Annotated in this window: 19 protein-coding genes and 1 pseudogene; 4 read left to right on the forward strand and 16 right to left on the reverse strand. The window is 60.5% G+C overall.

The genetic code is table 11. From position 1 onward, the window contains the following. Positions 1-3: 3 nt before the first annotated feature. From AC5XE7_RS02425 to coaD, 15 genes and pseudogenes are all read right to left on the reverse strand, one after another. Positions 4-1728, reverse strand: a complete 1725-nt coding sequence (locus AC5XE7_RS02425) for an ABC transporter substrate-binding protein (RefSeq protein WP_495364297.1) — start codon at positions 1726-1728, stop codon at positions 4-6. Between the two features lie 78 nt (positions 1729-1806). Continuing rightward, positions 1807-2094: a DUF2160 domain-containing protein gene (locus AC5XE7_RS02430; protein ID WP_495364296.1), complete on the reverse strand. Its 288-nt coding sequence runs from the start codon at positions 2092-2094 to the stop codon at positions 1807-1809. Positions 2095-2096: 2 nt separating this feature from the next. Further along, the gene (locus AC5XE7_RS02435; protein ID WP_183829880.1) at positions 2097-3008 is read right to left on the reverse strand and encodes a carbohydrate ABC transporter permease; all 912 of its coding nucleotides are present in this window, start codon (positions 3006-3008) and stop codon (positions 2097-2099) included. A 1-nt stretch (position 3009) separates the two neighbouring features. Further along, positions 3010-3876, reverse strand: coding sequence for a carbohydrate ABC transporter permease (locus AC5XE7_RS02440; RefSeq protein WP_183829877.1), 867 nt, complete (start codon positions 3874-3876; stop codon positions 3010-3012). A gap of 67 nt (positions 3877-3943) precedes the next feature. After that, positions 3944-5005, reverse strand: a pseudogene (locus tag AC5XE7_RS02445) (ABC transporter ATP-binding protein); the annotation flags it as partial. Positions 5006-5016: 11 nt separating this feature from the next. Beyond that, entirely contained in the window at positions 5017-6096 is a 1080-nt protein-coding gene (locus tag AC5XE7_RS02450; protein WP_495364295.1) for an ABC transporter ATP-binding protein, read from the reverse strand. Between the two features lie 13 nt (positions 6097-6109). Then, entirely contained in the window at positions 6110-7630 is a 1521-nt protein-coding gene (gene glpD / locus AC5XE7_RS02455; RefSeq protein WP_495364294.1) for a glycerol-3-phosphate dehydrogenase, read from the reverse strand. 112 nt (positions 7631-7742) lie between these two features. Next, entirely contained in the window at positions 7743-8516 is a 774-nt protein-coding gene (locus AC5XE7_RS02460) for a DeoR/GlpR family DNA-binding transcription regulator (protein ID WP_495364647.1), read from the reverse strand. A 143-nt stretch (positions 8517-8659) separates the two neighbouring features. Further along, positions 8660-8896 (reverse strand): Lrp/AsnC ligand binding domain-containing protein, encoded by a 237-nt coding sequence (locus AC5XE7_RS02465; RefSeq protein ID WP_183829864.1) that lies wholly within the window; start codon positions 8894-8896, stop codon positions 8660-8662. Positions 8897-8977: 81 nt separating this feature from the next. Next, positions 8978-10108: a tRNA guanosine(34) transglycosylase Tgt gene (gene tgt, locus AC5XE7_RS02470; RefSeq protein ID WP_495364292.1), complete on the reverse strand. Its 1131-nt coding sequence runs from the start codon at positions 10106-10108 to the stop codon at positions 8978-8980. Further along, a complete protein-coding gene (gene queA, locus AC5XE7_RS02475; RefSeq protein ID WP_495364291.1) occupies positions 10105-11181 on the reverse strand; it encodes a tRNA preQ1(34) S-adenosylmethionine ribosyltransferase-isomerase QueA in 1077 nt (358 codons plus the stop codon). The genes tgt and queA overlap by 4 nt, the downstream gene beginning before the upstream one ends. Then, on the reverse strand, positions 11181-11630 hold the full coding sequence (locus tag AC5XE7_RS02480; RefSeq protein ID WP_183829855.1) for a DMT family transporter: 450 nt from the start codon (positions 11628-11630) through the stop codon (positions 11181-11183). The genes queA and AC5XE7_RS02480 overlap by 1 nt, the downstream gene beginning before the upstream one ends. A gap of 19 nt (positions 11631-11649) precedes the next feature. Further along, entirely contained in the window at positions 11650-12165 is a 516-nt protein-coding gene (locus AC5XE7_RS02485) for a peptidylprolyl isomerase (RefSeq protein ID WP_183829852.1), read from the reverse strand. Positions 12166-12190: 25 nt separating this feature from the next. Then, positions 12191-12772, reverse strand: coding sequence for a peptidylprolyl isomerase (locus tag AC5XE7_RS02490; protein WP_495364290.1), 582 nt, complete (start codon positions 12770-12772; stop codon positions 12191-12193). Positions 12773-12788: 16 nt separating this feature from the next. Beyond that, positions 12789-13289, reverse strand: coding sequence for a pantetheine-phosphate adenylyltransferase (gene coaD / locus AC5XE7_RS02495; protein ID WP_183829846.1), 501 nt, complete (start codon positions 13287-13289; stop codon positions 12789-12791). Between the two features lie 190 nt (positions 13290-13479). Here coaD and AC5XE7_RS02500 point away from each other — a divergent pair, with 190 nt between their 5' ends. After that, positions 13480-13626 (forward strand): hypothetical protein, encoded by a 147-nt coding sequence (locus tag AC5XE7_RS02500; RefSeq protein ID WP_239798658.1) that lies wholly within the window; start codon positions 13480-13482, stop codon positions 13624-13626. A 46-nt stretch (positions 13627-13672) separates the two neighbouring features. Here the strand turns inward: AC5XE7_RS02500 and gyrA are convergent, their stop codons facing one another. After that, positions 13673-16519 (reverse strand): DNA gyrase subunit A, encoded by a 2847-nt coding sequence (gene gyrA, locus AC5XE7_RS02505; RefSeq protein ID WP_495364289.1) that lies wholly within the window; start codon positions 16517-16519, stop codon positions 13673-13675. Positions 16520-16760: 241 nt separating this feature from the next. Here gyrA and AC5XE7_RS02510 point away from each other — a divergent pair, with 241 nt between their 5' ends. The 3 genes from AC5XE7_RS02510 (at position 16761) to AC5XE7_RS02520 (ending at position 18157) form a co-directional block, all read left to right on the forward strand. Next, positions 16761-17390, forward strand: coding sequence for a MarC family protein (locus AC5XE7_RS02510; protein WP_495364288.1), 630 nt, complete (start codon positions 16761-16763; stop codon positions 17388-17390). A gap of 70 nt (positions 17391-17460) precedes the next feature. After that, positions 17461-17664: a YMGG-like glycine zipper-containing protein gene (locus AC5XE7_RS02515; RefSeq protein ID WP_239798656.1), complete on the forward strand. Its 204-nt coding sequence runs from the start codon at positions 17461-17463 to the stop codon at positions 17662-17664. Positions 17665-17779: 115 nt separating this feature from the next. Continuing rightward, positions 17780-18157 carry an MliC family protein gene (locus AC5XE7_RS02520; RefSeq protein ID WP_495364287.1) on the forward strand — a complete coding sequence of 126 codons (378 nt, stop codon included), beginning with the start codon at positions 17780-17782 and terminating at the stop codon, positions 18155-18157. Positions 18158-18230: the final 73 nt, after the last annotated feature.

Consider the following 18230-nt stretch of genomic DNA (forward strand, 5'->3'; position numbering starts at 1 on the left):
GGATTATTCCTGCCAGCTCTTGACCAGCTCGTCATAATTGACGGTGAGAGGCTTTTCCTTCTCGTTCTCGATCTTGAGCTGAGGCGCGAGGTTGCCCTTCGCCACCGCATCCTTGTTCCAGTATTCAAGGTCATGCTGCTCGGCCATCTTCGGACCGATGTCGCCCTGAACGCCGGAACGCTCGATACGCTCCATCACCTTTTCCTGCTCTGCGCACAGCGAGTCCATCGCTTCCTGAGCGGTCTTTGCGCCGGAGGATGCATCGCCGATGGCCTGCCACCACAGCTGCGCCAGCTTCGGATAGTCAGGAACGTTGGTGCCCGTGGGCGACCACTGCACGCGGGCCGGCGAGCGGTAGAACTCGATCAGGCCGCCCAGCTTCGGTGCACGCTCGGTGAAGCTCTCGTGACGGATCGTGCTCTCACGGATGAAGGTGAGGCCGACATGCGCCTTCTTCACGTCCACGGTCTTGGAGGTGACGAACTGCGCGTAGAGCCATGCGGCCTTGGCGCGGTCATCGGGGGTCGACTTCATAAGCGTCCACGAACCGACGTCCTGATAGCCGAGCTTCATGCCTTCCTTCCAGTAGACGCCATGCGGCGACGGGGCGAAACGCCACTTCGGCGTACCGTCCTCGTTCACGACCGGCAGGCCTTCCTTGACCAGATCAGCCGTGAAGCCGGTGTACATGAACATCTGCTGGGCAACCTCGCCCTGTCCCGGCACCGGGCCGGATTCGGAGAAGGTCATGCCCTGCGCGGCGGGCGGAGCGTAGGCCTTCAGCCAGTCCAGATACTTCTGGATGGCGTAGACCGCGGCCGGACCGTTGGTGTCGCCGCCACGGGCAACGCACGAACCGACCGGACGGCTGTTCTCGTCAACCTTGATGCCCCATTCGTCGACCGGAAGGCCGTTGGGCAGGCCTTTGTCGCCATTGCCGGCCATGGAGAGCCAGGCATCGGTGAAGCGCCAGCCGAGCGACGGATCCTTCTTGCCGTAGTCCATGTGGCCATAAACCTTCTGGCCGTTGACATCACGGCCGGTGAAGAATTCGGCAATGTCCTCATAGGCCGACCAGTTGACCGGAACGCCGAGGTCGTAGCCATACTTCTCCTTGAAGTCGGCCTTGTTCTTCTCGTCGTTGAACCAGTCGTACCGGAACCAGTAGACATTGGCGAACTGCTGGTCAGGAAGCTGGTAGAGCTTCTTGTCCGGAGCGGTCGTGAAAGAAAGGCCGATGAAGTCGTCAAGGTCGAGATTCGGGTTGGTGACGTCCTTGCCTTCATTGGCCATGAAGTCGGTAAGGTTGCGCACCTGCTGGTAGCGCCAGTGGGTGCCGATCAGGTCGGAGTCGTTGACCCAGCCGTCATAGAGGTTCTGGCCGGTCTGCATCTGGGTCTGAATCTTTTCAACGACATCGCCCTCCTGGATGATGTCATGCGTGACCTTGATGCCGGTGATGGCCGCGAATGCGGGTGCCAGCACCTCGGATTCGTAGGAGTGGGTGGTCATAGCTTCCGAAACCACCTTGATCTCCATGCCCGCAAAAGGCTTGGAAGCATCAATGAACCACTGCATCTCGGCTTCCTGGTCGGCACGCGAGAGCGACGAGACGTCACCGATCTCTTTGTCCAGGAATGCCTTTGCCTCGTCCATGCCCGCATAGGCGCTGCCGGCGCCAAGCAGAAGGACGAGCGCTGTCGTCGATGTTAAGATCTGCCGTCGCATGAAATTTCCTCCACTGTTAAGGTTTATGCGTAAGCCCGACGCAGCCGTCCTCAGACGGATGCGCCAACCGTTCCCTCCCTAAACGTAGCGAAACACCAGAATGGCGTAGACTACGGACAGAGCGAGAGCCCACCACAGGCCGGGGCCGACAAGCCCCAGCCACGCGAGATGGATGAATGCGCTGCCAAGCAGCGATATGAACAGGCGATCGCCGCGCGTCGTCTCGAAATGCAGAACGCCCACACGCGGATTTCCACCCGGCGAAACATATTCCCAGACCCCCATGCTGAAGATCAGCAGAGCGATGACGATGAAGAAGGTGGCAGTCGGCCACGTCCACGCCATCCATGACATATCGATGCCCATGATCAGACCCTCCCCAGGGCAAAGCCCTTGGCGATGTAGTTGCGGACGAACCAGATGACGAGCGCGCCGGGGATCAGCGTCAGCACGCCGGCGGCGGCGAGCAGCCCCCAGTCCATGCCGGCCGCCGACACGGTGCGCGTCATGGTGGCGGCGATCGGCTTGGCGTCGGTGGTCGTCAGGGTGCGTGCGATCAGCAGTTCCACCCATGAGAACATGAAGCAGAAGAAGCAGGCCACACCGATGCCGGAGGCAATCAGCGGCATGAAGATCTTCACGAAGAAGCGCGGGAATGAATAGCCATCGATATAGGCGGTTTCATCGATCTCCTTCGGCACGCCGGACATGAAGCCTTCGAGAATCCAGACGGCCAGCGGCACGTTGAACAGACAATGCGCCAATGCCACGGCGATGTGCGTGTCGATCAGGCCGAAGGCCGAATAAAGCTGGAAGAACGGCAGGGCGAACACTGCCGGCGGCGCCATGCGATTGGTCAGCAGCCAGAAGAACAGATGCTTGTCGCCAAGGAATCGGTAGCGCGAGAACGCATAGGCCGCGGGCAAAGCTACAGCAACCGAAATCACCATGTTTATAACCACATAGATGATCGAGTTGATGTAACCCGAATACCATGAGGGATCGGTGAATATGATCCGGTAGTTGCGCAGCGTCGGCTCGTGCGGATAGAGCGTCAGCGACGAGATGATCTCGTTGTTGGTCTTGAAGCTCATATTAATGAGCCAGTAGATCGGCAGCATCAGGAACACGATGTAGAGGGTGGGAACGACCCACCACCATTTCGATTCCTCGCCACGGCGCTTCATGAGGCGGGCGATCGCTTCCTGCGACATGCCGGAAGAAGCACTGCCTGCGCTGCGAGCGGTCGCCTGTTCCGTTCGTTCGTTGACACCAGCCATATCAGCGCTCCGCGTCATAGTTGGTCATGACGGTGTAGAACACCCACGAAAGCAGCAGCACGATCAGGAAGTAGACCAGCGACATCGCCGCTGCCGGTCCCAGATCGAACTGGCCGAGCGCCATCTTGACGAGGTCGATGGACATGAATGTCGTCGAGTTGCCCGGTCCGCCGCCGGTCACCACGAAGGGTTCCGTGTAGATCATGAACGAGTCCATGAAGCGCAGCAGCACGGCGATGAGCAGCACGCGCTGCATCTTCGGCAGCTGAATGTAGCGGAACACGGACCAGCGCGAGGCGCCATCGATCTTCGCGGCCTGATAGAAGGCATCGGGAATGGAGACCAGACCGGCATAGCAGAGCAGCACGACAAGGCTCGTCCAGTGCCACACATCCATGACGATGACCGTCATCCATGCATCGAACGGATCGCGCACATAATTGTAGTCGAAGCCCATCGAGTTGAGCGTGTAGCCGAGCAGTCCGATATCGGTGCGGCCGAACACCTGCCAGATGGTGCCGACGACGTTCCACGGAACCAGCAGCGGCAGCGCCATCAGCACAAGGCAGAGCGGCACGCCCCATCCTTTGCGCGGCATGTTGAGCGCAATGAAGATGCCGAGCGGCACCTCGATCGCAAGGATGATGAAGGAAAAGACGAGGTTGCGGCCCATGGCCGCCCAGAAGCGGTCGGAATGCAGCAGTTCCTCGAACCATTCGGTTCCGGCCCAGAAGAACTGGTTGTTGCCGAACGTGTCCTGAACCGAATAGTTCACCACCGTCATCAGCGGAATAACCGCCGAGAAGGCCACCAGAACCAGCACCGGCAGCACCAGGAACCATGCCTTGTTGTTCCAGGTCTTTTCCATATCAGCCCCCCTTGCCGCCATGGCCGTTTTCGGCGCGCGCCCCGTCTGCCCGCGCCACGTCCGTATGCCCCATCTCCACCCGCCATGAATCGGCATAGATGTTGATGCCGGCCGGATCGAACAGAACGTGCGGCTCGGCCGGAATCTCCGCATCCTCGCCGACGATAGCCGCGATGTCCTGACCTTCGAGCGTAGCGCGCAGCACCTTGTGGCGACCCACATCATCGATACGGGTGACGGCAACCGGCATGCCCTCTCTGCCGACGCGCACATATTCGGGGCGGATGCCCAGTTCGATCTTTCCGGGTCCGACGGACGGAGCGGCGGGCAGCTGTATGGTCCGGCTGCCCAGCCGGGCGGCATTGCCGTCGATTTCCGTGGCGAGGAAATTCATGCCCGGCGAGCCGATGAAATAGCCGACAAATGTATGCTTCGGCCGCTCGAACAGTTCGGCCGGCGTGCCGATCTGCACGATCTGGCCATCATACATGACCACCACATGCTCAGCGAAGGTCAGAGCTTCGGTCTGGTCGTGCGTCACATAGACCATGGTGTGGCCGAAGCGGCGGTGAAGCTGCTTGAGCTGCGAGCGCAGCACCCATTTCATATGCGGATCGATGACGGTCAGCGGTTCGTCGAACAGGATGGCGTTGACGTCGGAGCGCACCAGACCGCGGCCCAGAGAAATCTTCTGTTTCTGGTCGGCTGTGAGCCCCCGCGCCTTGCGCTTTGCCCAGTCGGCCAGATCTATCATGGCCAGCGTTTCGCGCACCTTGCGGTCTACCTCGGGCTCGGACACGCCGCGATTGCGCAGCGGAAAGGCCAGATTGTCGTACACCGTCATGGTGTCGTAGATCACCGGAAACTGGAACACCTGAGCGATGTTGCGCTCCTGCGTCGACAGGTTGGTGATGTCCTTGCCATCGAACAGAAGCTTGCCGTGCGAGGGCTTCAACAACCCTGAAATGATGTTGAGCAGCGTGGTTTTTCCGCAGCCGGAAGGTCCCAGAAGCGCGTAGGCGCCGCCATCTTCGAAGGTGTGATGCACTTCGCGCAGCGCGAAATGCTCATCTCGCGTCGGGTTGGGCAGATATGAGTGGCGGATATGGTCGAGATCGATGCGTGCCATGTGTCCCGCTCCTATGCCGCCTGTCCGGCCACCGCGACCGAGCGGCCGGCGGCGTCGAACACCATGATGTGGCGGGGATCGATGAAGACCTCGATCTCATCGTCCGGCTCGAACTGATGAATGCCATGGGCCAGCATCACCCAGCGCACATCGGCGAAATCCAGATGCACGAAGCTTTCCGAACCGGTGATCTCGGTAACGGAAACCCTGGCGCGAACCGGCACGGACGCTGCATCGACGCGCTCAAGCGACAGATGATGCGGCTGGAAGCCGATCGTATAGCTGCCGTCGGCAATGGATGCGATCTCCGGGGAGACCGGCAGGTTGATCGCGCCGTCGAGAATGAACGATGCGCCCTTCTTCGGCAGCACGATGGTGTTGAGGGGCGGATCCGCGAATGTGCGCGCGGTCAGCAGATCGACCGGTTTGCGGAAGACTTCGACGGTCGACCCGAACTGGGTGACGCGCCCTTGCGAAAGCGTTGCCGTGTTGCCGCCCAGCAGCAATGCCTCATGCGGCTCGGTGGTCGCGTAAACGAAGATCGTGCCGGCTTCAGCGAAAATGCGCGGCAGTTCCAGCCGCAATTCCTCACGCAGCTTGTAATCGAGATTGGCCAGCGGCTCATCCAGAAGCACAAGGCTGGCATTCTTGACGATGGCGCGCGCGAGCGCCGTGCGCTGCTGCTGCCCGCCGGAGAGATTGAGCGGCGTGCGATCGAGATAGGGCGTCAGCTTGAGCAGTTCGGCCGCACGACGCACCTCGCGGTCGATCTTTGCCTTGTCGACACCTGCCACGCGCAGCGGCGAGGCGATGTTCTCATAGACCGTCATCGCCGGATAGTTGATGAACTGCTGGTAGACCATGGCAACGTTGCGCTTCTGCACGGGCGTGCCGGTCACATCCCTGCCGTCGAACCAGACGGAGCCGCTGCTCGGCACGTCGAGGCCCGCCATCAGGCGCATCAGGCTGGTCTTGCCCGAAAGGGTGGGGCCAAGCAGCACGTTCAGAGATCCATGGGTCAGGGAAAGCGAGACATCCGCAATATGCGTTTCTCCACCCACCACCTTGGAAACATTTCGTAATTCCAGCACAGGCCCCTCCCCGCTATTCCGCCGCAGCCGATTCCCGGCGGCTCAGGCCCTTCATGAACTCATCCAGCGCAACGGCTTCCTTCTGCGACAATTTCAGACCACGCTTGGTCCTGCGCCACAGTACATCTTCCGACGTCACCGCCCACTCATGATCGACAAGGTAACGCACTTCGGCTTCATAGAGATCGGCGCCGAAATTCCGGCCCAGTTCAGCCAGAGATTTCGCATCGCCCAGCAGAACGCGGGCATTGGTGCCGTAGAGACGCACAAGCCGCCGTGCATGGTGAAGATCAAGGAAAGGATAAGCCTTCCGCAACTTCTCCACTTCGGCCTCATAGCCGGTTGGTGGAAAATCACCGCCGGGCAGCGGCGCATCTGCCGTCCATGACCGACCTTTTTTGCCGAGGATGCCCTCGATCTTCTCAAGCATGGATTCCGCAAGGCGCCGATAAGTCGTGATCTTGCCGCCAAAAGCGTTGATGATCGGCCCGTCGCCCGGTTCGGTTCTCAGCACATAATCGCGCGTTGCTTCCTGCGCCTTCGAAGCACCATCATCGTAAAGCGGACGCACAGCCGAATAGGTCCATACGATATCGGAGCGCTGCACAGGCTCGACGAAATATTCGCTGGCCGCAGCGCAAAGATAATCGATCTCCGCATCGGTGATCTTCACATCATGCGGATCGCCCGCATAATCCTGATCGGTCGTGCCGATCAGGGTGAACTCTTCCTCGTAGGGGATCGCGAAAATGATGCGCCCGTCCGCATTCTGGAAGAAATAGGCGCGCGGATCATCGAATTTTCTGCGCACGACAATATGACTGCCCTGCACGAGGCGCACATTGTGAGCATTGTTGCGACCAAGCGCACGCGACAGCACCTGGTCAACCCACGGACCTGCGGCATTGACAACCAGACGCGCCCTGACCTCGCGATGCTCCTCAGTCAGCCGGTCATGAAGAAGAATGCTCCAGATACCATCCTCGAAGCGGGCATCCTCCACCATGGTCCGGGTGTGGATTTCCGCACCCCGCGCCGCGGCATCAGCCGCATTCAACACAACGAGGCGGGCATCGTTGACCCAGCCATCCGAATATTCAAAAGCTTTCGCGAAACCTGGCTTGAGTGGCTTGCCTGAAGGATCGCGACGCATGTCGAGCGTGCGCGTCGGCGGCAGCAGCTTTCGCCCGCCGATATAATCGTAGATGAACAGGCCGAGCCGCAGCATCCATGCAGGACGCAGGCCTTTCGCATAGGGCAGGACGAAGCGCATCGGCCAGATGATGTGCGGCGCATTGCGCCACAGAACCTCGCGCTCCATGAGCGCTTCGCGCACCAGCCGGAACTCGTAATGTTCCAGATAGCGAAGGCCGCCATGAATGAGCTTGGTGGAGCCGGACGAGGTGCCGCTGGCCAGATCGTCCATTTCGGCGAGAAAAACCGAATATCCCCGGCCCGCGGCGTCACGGGCGATACCGCAACCGTTGATGCCGCCGCCGACGACAAGAATGTCATAGACTGGGGAACTATCCACCAAATGCCTCCCATGGTTTCGCAGCGCAGCAAATTTGCCGGCATCCAAACCATAAGAGAATTATTACGAACTAAATACGAATGTCAAACGAAACATGACTAAAATCTGACAGTCATCCACCGGCTGCCGATGTCTCGATCAGCGTCACGCCTGCATCTGCGCAGATGCGCCGAACGGACTCGATCTCGCACCGGTCGGTGATCATGGTGTTGACCTGCGACAGGTGCCCGATCCGCACCGGAGCCGTGCGCTCGAACTTGGTCCTGTCGGAAACGAGGATGACATGGCGCGCATTGGCGATGATCGCCTGCGCCACCTTCACCTCGCGAAAATCGAAATCAAGCAGCGCACCGTCATGATCGATCGCGGAGGCTCCGATTACCGCATAATCGACCTTGAACTGGCGGATGAAATCGACCGCGGCCTCGCCGACGACACCACCATCGGAGCCGCGCACAACGCCGCCCGCGATCACGACCTCAATCGAAGGGTAAACCCGCATCCTGTTGGCAACATTGATATTATTGGTAATGACCATCAGGCCGGAATGATCGAGAAGCGCCTTGCTGACCGCTTCCGTGGTGGTGCCGATGTTGATGAACAGGGAAGCATTGTCGGGAATGAGTTCCGCGGCGGCCTTCCCGATCGCATCCTTCTCGTCGGCCGCGATCTTGCGCCGTGCTTCATACTCCATGTTCTCGATACCGGAGGGAAACAGGGCACCGCCGTGAATGCGGCTCAGCAGGCGCTGGTCACACAGATCGTTGAGATCCTTGCGTATTGTCTGCGGCGTGACGGCGAAATGGGCGGCAAGATCATCGACCAGAACCCTGCCCCTGTCCTTGGCCATCTGGAGGATTTCGGCGTGGCGTGGCGGCAGATACATATCCGGCATGCTGCATGGCTCCGTTTTCGCTTTTTTCGCTTTTAAACGAAAACGAAAGCCGTGAACAGTGCAAACACTTCCCTTGCGGCATGCATGAGGCATGTGCGCCTAGCCACCCCAAGGGGCTGGCTAACCGCAACTACCTAGAAGGCCCGGAAAGTCACCATCGTAAAAGTGTCCTTGATGCCCGGAATGATCTGCACACGCTGATTGACGAAATGGCCAACATCCTCGTCATCATCGACATAGAACTTCGCGAGCAGGTCGAACTGGCCGGCAGTGGAATAGATCTCGGAAGCGATCTCGGCATCCGCCAGCTCGCTGGCCACCTCATAGGATTTGCCGAGGTCGCATTTGATCTGCACGAAAAACGTCTTCATCGCCTGTCCAGTCCGCAATCGGTTGTGTTGATGCTGTTGTCGCAGTTTGGCCGGCTGCTTTCAAGTTGTGCGGCGAAAGGCTTACAGGGCCGGGATGTCGCCTCTTGCCCAACCTTCCGAAATCGCGGCGGCGCGCTCGACGAACTGTCCGGCCGCGATGGCGTCGCGAATATCCTGCATGAGGCGCTGGTAGTAGGCGAGGTTGTTCCAGGTCAGCAGCATGGCTCCCAGCGCTTCCTGCGAGCGCACGAGATGATGGAGATAGGCCCGGGAATAGTCGCGCGCGGCGGGGCAATCGCTTTCCTCGTCCAGCGGGCGGTGATCGTCGGCATGGCGGGCATTGCGCAGATTGACCTTGCCGCGACGCGTGTAGGCCAGTCCGTGCCGCCCTGCCCGCGTCGGCATCACGCAGTCGAACATGTCGATGCCGCGCGCCACTGATTTCAGTATGTCGTCAGGCGTGCCGACGCCCATCAGGTAGCGCGGCTTGTCGACGGGTAGTTCCGGACAGGTGATCTCAAGCATGTCCAGCATCACTGCCTGCGGCTCGCCCACGGCAAGACCGCCAACCGCGTAGCCCTTCAGATCCATCGCCTTCAACGCCTGCGCCGACCGCACGCGCAGTTCCGGATTGTCGCCGCCCTGCACTATGCCGAACATGGCCTTGCCCGGCTGGTCGCCGAATGCCGTCTTGCAGCGCTCCGCCCAGCGCAGCGACAGCTCCATGGCCCGCTCGATCTCGGCATGTTCTGCCGGCAGCGCCGTGCATTCGTCGAGCTGCATCTGAATGTCGGAATCGAGCAGTCCCTGAATTTCGATCGAGCGCTCGGGCGTCATCTCATAGGGTGCGCCGTCGATGTGCGAGCGGAAGGTGACGCCATGCTCGGTCAGCTTGCGCAGCTTCGACAGCGACATAACCTGAAAGCCGCCGGAATCGGTGAGAATGGGCCAAGGCCAGCGCGCCAGTTCATGCAGGCCGCCGAGCCGTGCGACACGCTCGGCTCCTGGCCGCAGCATGAGGTGGTAGGTGTTGCCAAGGATGATGTCGGCGCCTGTGCCGCGCACCTGATCCATATACATGGCCTTGACGGTTCCGCCGGTGCCTACAGGCATGAAAGCCGGAGTGCGCACCGTGCCGCGCGGCATCACAACTTCGCCGCGCCGCGCCTTTCCGTCGCTTGCGAGCACACGAAATGCAAAATTGGTGGTCATGTTGCCTGCCTGAAAAGAAGGCTGGAATCGCCATAGGAATAGAAGCGGTAGCCGGTCGAAATTGCATGCTCATAGGCCGCACGCATTGTTTCCATTCCGGCAAAGGCCGAAACCAGCATGAACAGCGTGGAGCGCGGCAGATGGAAATTCGTCATCAGCATGTCCGCGGTGCGGAAGCGGTATCCGGGCGTAATGAAAATATCCGTAGCGCCGGACCACTCCTTCACTGTGCCATCTTCCGCCGCCGCGCTTTCCAGAAGACGCAACGAAGTCGTCCCGACCGCAACGATGCGGCTTCCCCGCTCATGGGCGGCATTGAGGGCGGCGGCAGTTTCAGCGGACACGACGCCGCTTTCGGAATGCATCCTGTGCTGATCGGTGTCGTCCGCCTTGACCGGCAGGAAGGTGCCGGCACCGACATGAAGCGTCACGAAGCGGCGTTCCACGCCCATGGCATCGAGTGCCGCAAACAGCTCCGGTGTGAAATGCAGGCCGGCGGTAGGAGCGGCAACGGCGCCCTCCTCCCTCGCGTAGATGGTCTGGTAGTCGCGCCGATCGCGCTCGTCATCCGCGCGCTTCGAGGCGATGTAGGGCGGAAGCGGAATGTGTCCGACCGCATGCAACGCCTCGTCGAGGAAGGGACCCGACACATCGAAAGCCAGCAGCACCTCGCCGCCTTCCCGCTTTTCAACAACAGTGGCATCAAGCTGGCCGAGGAAACAGGATGAGCCGTCGTGGCCGAAATGAATTCGGTCGCCTTCGGCCACCCGTTTGCCGGGCCGCATGAAAGCCAGCCACCGGTCGGGGCCGACGCGCATATGCAGCGTCGCGTCAACCTGTGCGGTTGCATCGCCGCGGCGGCGCATGCCCTTCAGCTGTGCGGGGATAACTCTGGTGTCGTTGAACACGAGCACGTCGCCCGGCTGCAGCAGCGAGGGCAGATCGCGCACGGAGAGATCTTCAAACGGTTCGCCGGAGCGGACTTTCAGCAGTCTGGCGGAGTCGCGAGGCTCAGCCGGGCGCAACGCAATGCGCTCTTCAGGAAGATCGAAATCGAAAAGATCGACACGCATCAGAGATAGCGGACCATCACCGCTCCGACGATCAGGAGCCCCGCGCCGGCCAGCCGTCCGAGCGATATTTCGCGCACGGCAACGCCCAGAAATCCAACGCGGTCGATGACCATTCCGGCAATGAGCTGTCCGGTAATCAGAAATGCGATCAGCGCTGCGGCACCGATGCGCGGAATAAGGAGAATGCTCGTCGTGACATAGACAGTGCCGAGCAGGCCGCCCGCCACGAACAGCCATGCCTGCGGCTCGCGCCAGGTAATAGAGGTGCCCTGCGTGCGGGTGACGATGAAAGTCACCACACCAAGAACAATGGCGCCGGCAAGAAAGGAGATGGCAGCAGCAGCCAGCGGCGAGCCAAGCCCGCGCGCCAGCTCAGCATTGATGGGCGCCTGAATGGCGACGAAAGCGCCAGCCATCACGCCCAGCAGTGCCCACAATACAGCTGCCATCTCCATGGTCCCTTCAGCTTCAGGCCGCGACGTCGGCCGCAACCTTCAGCGAGACGATCTTGTCGGGGTTCTGCACGGGCTCACCGCGCTTGATCTTGTCGACGTTCTCCATGCCTTCGATCACCTGGCCCCAGACCGTGTACTGCCGGTTGAGGAAAGAAGCGTCCTCGAAGCAGATGAAGAACTGCGAGTTAGCGGAATTCGGGTTCTGGGCGCGAGCCATGGAGCAGGTGCCGCGGCCGTGATTGGTGTTGGAGAACTCGGCCTTCAGGTCCGGCTTGTCCGAACCACCCATGCCGGCGCGGCCCGGGTTGAAATCCTTCGAGTCCGTCTTGCCGAACTTCACATCGCCGGTCTGGGCCATGAAGCCATCGATGACTCGGTGGAAAACAACGCCGTCATAAGCGCCTTCGCGGGCCAGTTCCTTGATGCGCCCGACATGGCCGGGGGCCAGATCGGGGAACAGTTCAATCACCACCTGTCCCTGCGTGGTTTCCATGATGAGCGCGTTTTCGCGGTCCTTGATCTCAGCCATGTTCAGAATTCCTCTTTTAAAATGATCAGTTGTCAGCCGCTATGCGGGCTTTGACGATGCGATCGGGACTGGCCACCGAGCCATTCTGCGCGTTTGAGCCCTTCTTGATCTTGTCCACCAGGTCCATGCCGCTCTCGACTTTGCCGACAACGGTATAGTCGCCGTTCAGAGACGGGGCCGGCGCAAACATGATGAAGAACTGGGAATTCGCGGAGTTCGGGTTCTGGGCGCGGGCCATTCCGACCACGCCACGCTCGAACTTCTCGTTCGAGAACTCCGCCGGCAGGTCCGGAAGATCGGAGCCGCCCGTGCCGACGGCACGTGGATTGAAGCCGTCTTCCATGTCGCCATATTGCACATCACCGGTCTGGGCCATGAAACCGTCGATGACCCGGTGGAAGGCCACATTGTCATAAGCGCCGTCGCGCACCAGCTTCCGGATCTGCTCGACATGCTTCGGCGCGAGGTCGGGGCGCAGCCCGATGGTGACATCGCCATCCTTGAGTGTCAGGACAAGAGTGTCTTCAGGTTCGGCGGCCATGACCGGGAGCGCGGCGACGGCAAGGCCGCCAACCACGATGGCAAAGGCCGCGAGCTTCTTGAGCATGATGGAATATCTCCAGCTATTTCGCGAATTTGGCGATCAGAGGTGAGACGACCGCAGCGGGCACGAACGGCTCGATGTTACCGCCCATGGCAGCGATCTGCCGCACGAGTGTGGCGGTAATGGTTCGCACCGAAGGACTTGCCGGCAGAAAGATGGTCTGAAGATCCGGCGCCATGACTTCGTTCATGCCAGCCATCTGCATCTCGTAGTCGAGATCCGTGCCGTCGCGCAGGCCGCGAATCATGATCGAGGCCCCGAGACGGCGCGCCGCCTCCACCACCAGCCCGTCAAACGAGACGACGGAAATGCGCTCGCTGTCACTGCCCAGCTCATGGCGTGCAACCGAGCTGATCAGATCGACGCGCTCTTCGAACGAGAACAGCGGCTTCTTGCCCGGGTGAATGCCTATGGCGGCATAAACCTTATCGGCAATCGCAAGCGACGCTTTCAGCACGTCCAGATGGCCGTTGGTGAGCGGGTCGAAGGAACCGGCATAGATGGCGATACGTTCAGTCATGGCAGATTGCTTCTAGAGACAGCCGGAGCCGAACGCAACGCATTGGCTTCCTCAAATGGGTTTGGCGCACATGAATGCAGAATGAACATGCATGTCAGAAGCCGTTCAAGGCGAATCACCGAACTTAAGCAGAACAATCAGCATGAAACCAAAACCACAGTCACGCGTTCAGGTTACAGGAGACACGATCATGATTATCTACATGCTCGCAGCCGCCATGACTATCGCGATGCTGATAGCCACAGTTTTCGGACTGCATCAGGAAGCTGAACGCAACCGCTCACAACGCCGCTCTGCCGGCTTTCCGCTGCGCCCGCGCAATCCCTACCAGATGTAGGGAAGCGCAGGAGCGGTAGTGCTGAGCCGACACGAGCCGCTGCGGATCATTCCGCCTGCGGCTCACCGCCTTCAGAAATTGCCGGGCCTTCGGAAGTTGCCGAAATGTCGCCGGCTGCGTCAGCACCTTCGCCGCCATTGACGGCATCAGTTTCGGCGTCGCCGTTTTCGTCCTCGTCAGATCCCGGTTCGGAAATCCGCTCGACGGAAACCACCTTCTCGCCTTCGGCGGTGTTGAAGATGGTAACGCCCTTGGTGGCGCGGCTGGCGAAGCGAATGCCGTGGACGGGCACGCGGATCACCGTACCGCCATCGGAAACCAGCATGATCTGATCGTCATTACCCACGGGGAATGTCGCGACAAGCCGTCCGATTTCATCGACCTTCGAGACGTCGGTGGCACGAATGCCCTTGCCGCCACGATTGGTCAGCCGGAAATCGTAAGAGGAAGAGCGCTTGCCATACCCGAATTCCGTGACGGTGAGCACGAACTGTTCGTGCTCCTTCAGGAACTCATAGCGCTCGTCATCGATTTGCGCATCGTCGCCAACTTCCTCGTTGGTGAGCGCGATTTCCTCATCGTCGCCATTGCCGGACAACAGACGCCGCTCGACGGCAGCACGCTTGAGATAAGCGGCGCGCTCGGCCGGGCTTGCATCGACATGCTCGATGATCGTCATGGAAATGCCGCGATCGCCTTCCACCATCGATATGCCGCGCACGCCGACCGAATTGCGGCCGGCGAAGACACGCACATCCGAGACGGAGAAGCGGATGCACTGCCCCGACGCAACCGTCAGCAGCACGTCGTCATTTTCGGTGCAGGTCTCGACGCCCAGAATTTCGTCGCCCTCATCCAGCTTCATGGCGATCTTGCCGTTGCGCTTGACGTCAACGAAGTCGGACAGCTTGTTGCGGCGCACGGTGCCACGGGTGGTGGCGAACATCACATCCAGCTCACCCCAGCTTGCCTCGTCCTCGGGCAGCGGCATGATGGTGGTGATGCGCTCGCCCTGCTGCAATGGCAGCATGTTGATGAGCGCCTTGCCGCGCGATTGCGGGCTGCCGATGGGCAGGCGCCACACCTTTTCCTTGTAGACGATGCCGCGTGACGAGAAGAACAGCACCGGCGTGTGCGTGTTGGCCACGAACAGCCGGGTGACGAAATCCTCGTCCTTGGTCGACATGCCGGAGCGGCCTTTGCCGCCGCGACGCTGCGCCCGGTAGAGCGACAGCGGGACGCGCTTGATGTATCCGGAATGGCTGACGGTAACGACCATATCCTCACGCTGGATAAGGTCCTCGTCATCCATATCGGCGCCGCCATCGGCAAGCTCCGTGCGGCGCGGCACGCCGAACTCGTCACGAACGGCGATCAGCTCGTCCTTGACGATCTGCTGGATGCGGGCGCGCGAGGACAGGATGTCCAGATAGTCGCGGATTTCCTCGCCAATGGTGTTCAGTTCGTCGGCGATCTCGTCACGGCCAAGCGCGGTCAGGCGTTGCAGCCGCAGTTCGAGAATGGCGCGCGCCTGTTCCTCGGAGAGGTTGTAGGTGCCGTCCTCGTTGATGCGGTGGCGCGGATCGTCGATCAGATGGATCAGCGATTCCACATCCGCCGCCGGCCAGCGGCGCTCCATCAGCTGCTCACGCGCCGTCTGCGGATCGGGCGCATGGCGGATCAGCTTGATGACTTCATCGATATTGGCCACGGCGATCGCCAGGCCAACCAGCACATGAGCCCTGTCGCGCGCCTTGCGCAGCAGATATTTCGTGCGGCGGCTGATCACCTCCTCGCGGAATATCGCGAAGGCCTTCAGCATGTCGATGAGCGTCATGACCTCCGGCTTGCCGCCGTTCAGCGCCACCACATTGGCGCCAAACGAGGTTTGCAGAGGCGTATAACGATAGAGCTGGTTGAGGATCACCTCGGCATTGGCGTCGCGCTTCAGCTCGACGACCACGCGATACCCCTGACGGTCGCTCTCGTCGCGAATATCGGAGATGCCCTCGATGCGCTTGTCGCGCACCAGTTCGGCCATCTTCTCGATCATCGAAGCCTTGTTCACCTGATAAGGAACCTCGGTGATGACTATGGCTTCGCGATCACCGCGCATGGGCTCGATATCGATCTTGCCGCGCATCACGATGGACCCACGGCCGGTCGAATAGGCATTGTAGATGCCCGAACGCCCAAGGACGATGCCTCCCGTTGGGAAATCCGGACCGGGAATGATTTCCATCAGGTCCGTCAGATCGATGGCGGGATTGTCGATGATGGCAATGGCGCCGTTACAGACCTCGGCCAGATTGTGCGGCGGAATGTTCGTGGCCATGCCGACCGCGATGCCGCCCGAGCCGTTGACCAGCAGGTTCGGAAAACGGGCGGGAATGACGCGCGGCTCCTGACCGGAGGCGTCATAGGTATCCTGAAAATCGACAGTGTCCTTGTCGATATCCTCCAGAAGCTCATGAGCGACCTTCGCAAGGCGCGCTTCGGTATAGCGCATGGCCGCCGGCGGATCGCCGTCGATGGAGCCGAAATTGCCCTGCCCGTCGATCAGCGGCACGCTCATCGACCAGTCCTGCGCCATGCGCACAAGGGCGTCGTAGATCGAGGCATCGCCATGCGGATGGTATTTACCCATCACGTCGGCCACCGGGCGGGCCGACTTCACATATTTGCGGTTCCAGTGGTAGCCGCTTTCATGGGACGCGTAGAGGATACGGCGATGGACGGGCTTGAGGCCGTCGCGAACGTCAGGCAGAGCGCGGCTGACGATCACGCTCATGGCGTAATCGAGATAGGAGCGCTGCATCTCCTCGACGATGGAAATCGGTTCGATGCCAGTCGGATCGCCGTCGGCACCGCGCGGTGTATCTTTGTCGGTCAAATCAGGTCACACATTCTGGGAATCATTCTTCCCTTATATAGGATCGACCCTCAATTCTCCAACAGCCAGCGATCTTTTCCAGAACTGATTTTCCACGTTATTTCAAATGGATATGGGTTTTTGGAGAAAATTGGCAAACCAGTCGCCCGCAAGCGCGGAACCATCCGCCCGAATACGCCGCCCCGCCACTGGCGCCAGCGGCCGCGTTGCGTTAGCCTGAAACGACAGGGGACATATGCCAATGCCGAATTTCGACAGCCTTTTCAATGCGTTCGTTACACTGCTTGTAACGATAGATCCGCCCGGACTGGCACCGATATTCCTGGCTGTAACGAGCAACATGAACCGCGCCCAGCGCATGCAGGTGTCCGTCCGCGCCAGCGTGATCGGCTTCGCCCTGCTGGCACTTTTTGCAGTCGCGGGCTCTTCCATCCTCTCCGTCTTCGGCATCACGCTGGCGGCATTCCGCGTCGCCGGCGGATTCCTGCTTTTCTTCATTGCCTTCGAGATGGTTTTCGAGAAGCGCAACGACCGCAAGGAAAAGATTTCCGACGTTGCCATAACCCGCGACCACATCCACAACATCGCCGCCTTCCCGCTCGCCATTCCCCTGATTGCCGGCCCCGGCGCGATCTCCGCCACCGTGCTTCTGTCGGGGTCGTTTCAGGGCTTTGCCGGACAGGCAGCGCTTGTCGGCATCATCTTCCTGTGCCTTGCCGTCACCTATCTGGTGTTTCTGCTGGCTGAACGCATCGACCGCATTCTGGGCGAAACCGGACGCTCGATCCTCACGCGCCTGCTGGGCGTCATTCTGGCGGCGCTGGCCGTGCAATTCGTGGCTGATGGCGTGAAAGCCCTCATCGCCGGCTGACAGGCCGGCTCAATCAAATCTTAACCCTCATTCCCGAGTTTCGGAAAATCATCCTTTCCGGAGAATCGTCATGAGCAGGTTTCTGATCATCGCCATCGCCGTTGCGTCGCTGTCAGGGTGCGGCTCGTCGCAGGCCATGCGCACAGCCAGCGGCGCTGCCATCGGTGCGGGTTCGGGCGCACTTGCAGGCGCCGCAGTCGGCGGAACCGGGGGAGCCGTTGTCGGCGGGCTTGGCGGCGCGGCACTTGGAGCCGTCATCGCCACCAGCAACTGATTAAGGGCTGCCCGACAGTAAGGCGCGTGATCGGTAAAAACGGTTCCTTCTGCTTGACCCTGATTTCCACGCGATGTTGAACTTGCCTGCATTGCATCACGAGCAGGAGCCAGCCATGCATCATCTTCGCCTCATCGCCGCCGCCGGGTTTGCAGCCTGTGTGGTCTCAGCGCCTGCACACGCCCAGCAGGCCCAGCCCCACATCACGCTCCCGCTCGAGGCCTCCGGTGAAGCGAGCATCAACACTGTTACCTACACATGCGGAAGCGAGACCCTTTCGGTCAGCTATGTGAATGCGGATCCGAACTTCCTCGCCATCCTGCCGGTCGAGGGAAAATCCACCGTCTTTGCCTCGGTGATAGCCGCTTCGGGAGCCCGCTACGCAGCAGGCCAGTATGAATGGTGGTCGAAGGGCGACGACGCCACATTGCGCGACCTGACTGCCGGTGAAGACGCAAAACCCGTGCTCGAGTGCACTTCGGCTTCCGAATAGCAGCAAAGCATCGCAGGCGTTTTCTACCCGGAAACAAAAAACCGCCCCGTCGCAAAACGGGGCGGTTTCATTT

Source organism: Aquamicrobium sp. YD-1-mutant5, from assembly GCF_059509755.1.

Coding starts and splice junctions, on each gene's coding strand:
- AC5XE7_RS02485 (WP_183829852.1), bottom strand. CDS start 12,165: ATGGCTGAGATCAAGGACCGCGAAAACGCGCTCATCATGGAAACCACG.
- queA (WP_495364291.1), bottom strand. CDS start 11,181: ATGCGTGTCGATCTTTTCGATTTCGATCTTCCTGAAGAGCGCATTGCG.
- AC5XE7_RS02430 (WP_495364296.1), bottom strand. CDS start 2,094: ATGGGCATCGATATGTCATGGATGGCGTGGACGTGGCCGACTGCCACC.
- AC5XE7_RS02515 (WP_239798656.1), top strand. CDS start 17,461: ATGAGCAGGTTTCTGATCATCGCCATCGCCGTTGCGTCGCTGTCAGGG.
- AC5XE7_RS02490 (WP_495364290.1), bottom strand. CDS start 12,772: ATGCTCAAGAAGCTCGCGGCCTTTGCCATCGTGGTTGGCGGCCTTGCC.
- AC5XE7_RS02460 (WP_495364647.1), bottom strand. CDS start 8,516: ATGTATCTGCCGCCACGCCACGCCGAAATCCTCCAGATGGCCAAGGAC.
- AC5XE7_RS02510 (WP_495364288.1), top strand. CDS start 16,761: ATGCCGAATTTCGACAGCCTTTTCAATGCGTTCGTTACACTGCTTGTA.
- AC5XE7_RS02425 (WP_495364297.1), bottom strand. CDS start 1,728: ATGCGACGGCAGATCTTAACATCGACGACAGCGCTCGTCCTTCTGCTT.
- tgt (WP_495364292.1), bottom strand. CDS start 10,108: ATGACCACCAATTTTGCATTTCGTGTGCTCGCAAGCGACGGAAAGGCG.
- AC5XE7_RS02465 (WP_183829864.1), bottom strand. CDS start 8,896: ATGAAGACGTTTTTCGTGCAGATCAAATGCGACCTCGGCAAATCCTAT.
- AC5XE7_RS02520 (WP_495364287.1), top strand. CDS start 17,780: ATGCATCATCTTCGCCTCATCGCCGCCGCCGGGTTTGCAGCCTGTGTG.
- coaD (WP_183829846.1), bottom strand. CDS start 13,289: ATGACTGAACGTATCGCCATCTATGCCGGTTCCTTCGACCCGCTCACC.
- AC5XE7_RS02480 (WP_183829855.1), bottom strand. CDS start 11,630: ATGGCAGCTGTATTGTGGGCACTGCTGGGCGTGATGGCTGGCGCTTTC.
- AC5XE7_RS02435 (WP_183829880.1), bottom strand. CDS start 3,008: ATGGCTGGTGTCAACGAACGAACGGAACAGGCGACCGCTCGCAGCGCA.
- AC5XE7_RS02500 (WP_239798658.1), top strand. CDS start 13,480: ATGATTATCTACATGCTCGCAGCCGCCATGACTATCGCGATGCTGATA.
- AC5XE7_RS02440 (WP_183829877.1), bottom strand. CDS start 3,876: ATGGAAAAGACCTGGAACAACAAGGCATGGTTCCTGGTGCTGCCGGTG.